Origin of the sequence: Bacteroides caecigallinarum (assembly GCF_016902295.1) — a bacterium.
Taxonomy (GTDB): domain Bacteria; phylum Bacteroidota; class Bacteroidia; order Bacteroidales; family Bacteroidaceae; genus Phocaeicola; species Phocaeicola caecigallinarum_A.
The window spans coordinates 1-208 of record NZ_JACJLQ010000259.1 but is presented as its reverse complement, the minus strand read 5'-3'; the positions used below and the strand labels follow the sequence as shown (position 1 = coordinate 208).

Below are 208 nucleotides of genomic sequence, written 5' to 3'. Positions count from 1 at the left end.
GGGTTCAGAACGTCGTGAGACAGTTCGGTCTCTATCTATCGTGGGCGTATGAAATTTGCGTGGCTCTGACACTAGTACGAGAGGACCGTGTTGGACAGACCTCTGGTTTGCCGGTTGTGCCGCCAGGTGCATCGCCGGGTATCTAAGTCTGGATCGGATAAGTGCTGAAAGCATCTAAGTACGAAGCCGGCCACAAGATAAGATTTCT

At 51.9% G+C, this 208-nt stretch carries 1 rRNA gene; it reads left to right on the top strand.

The annotated features are described in order from the left end of the window. Positions 1-208 (top strand): 23S ribosomal RNA (locus H6A27_RS15935); the annotation flags it as partial.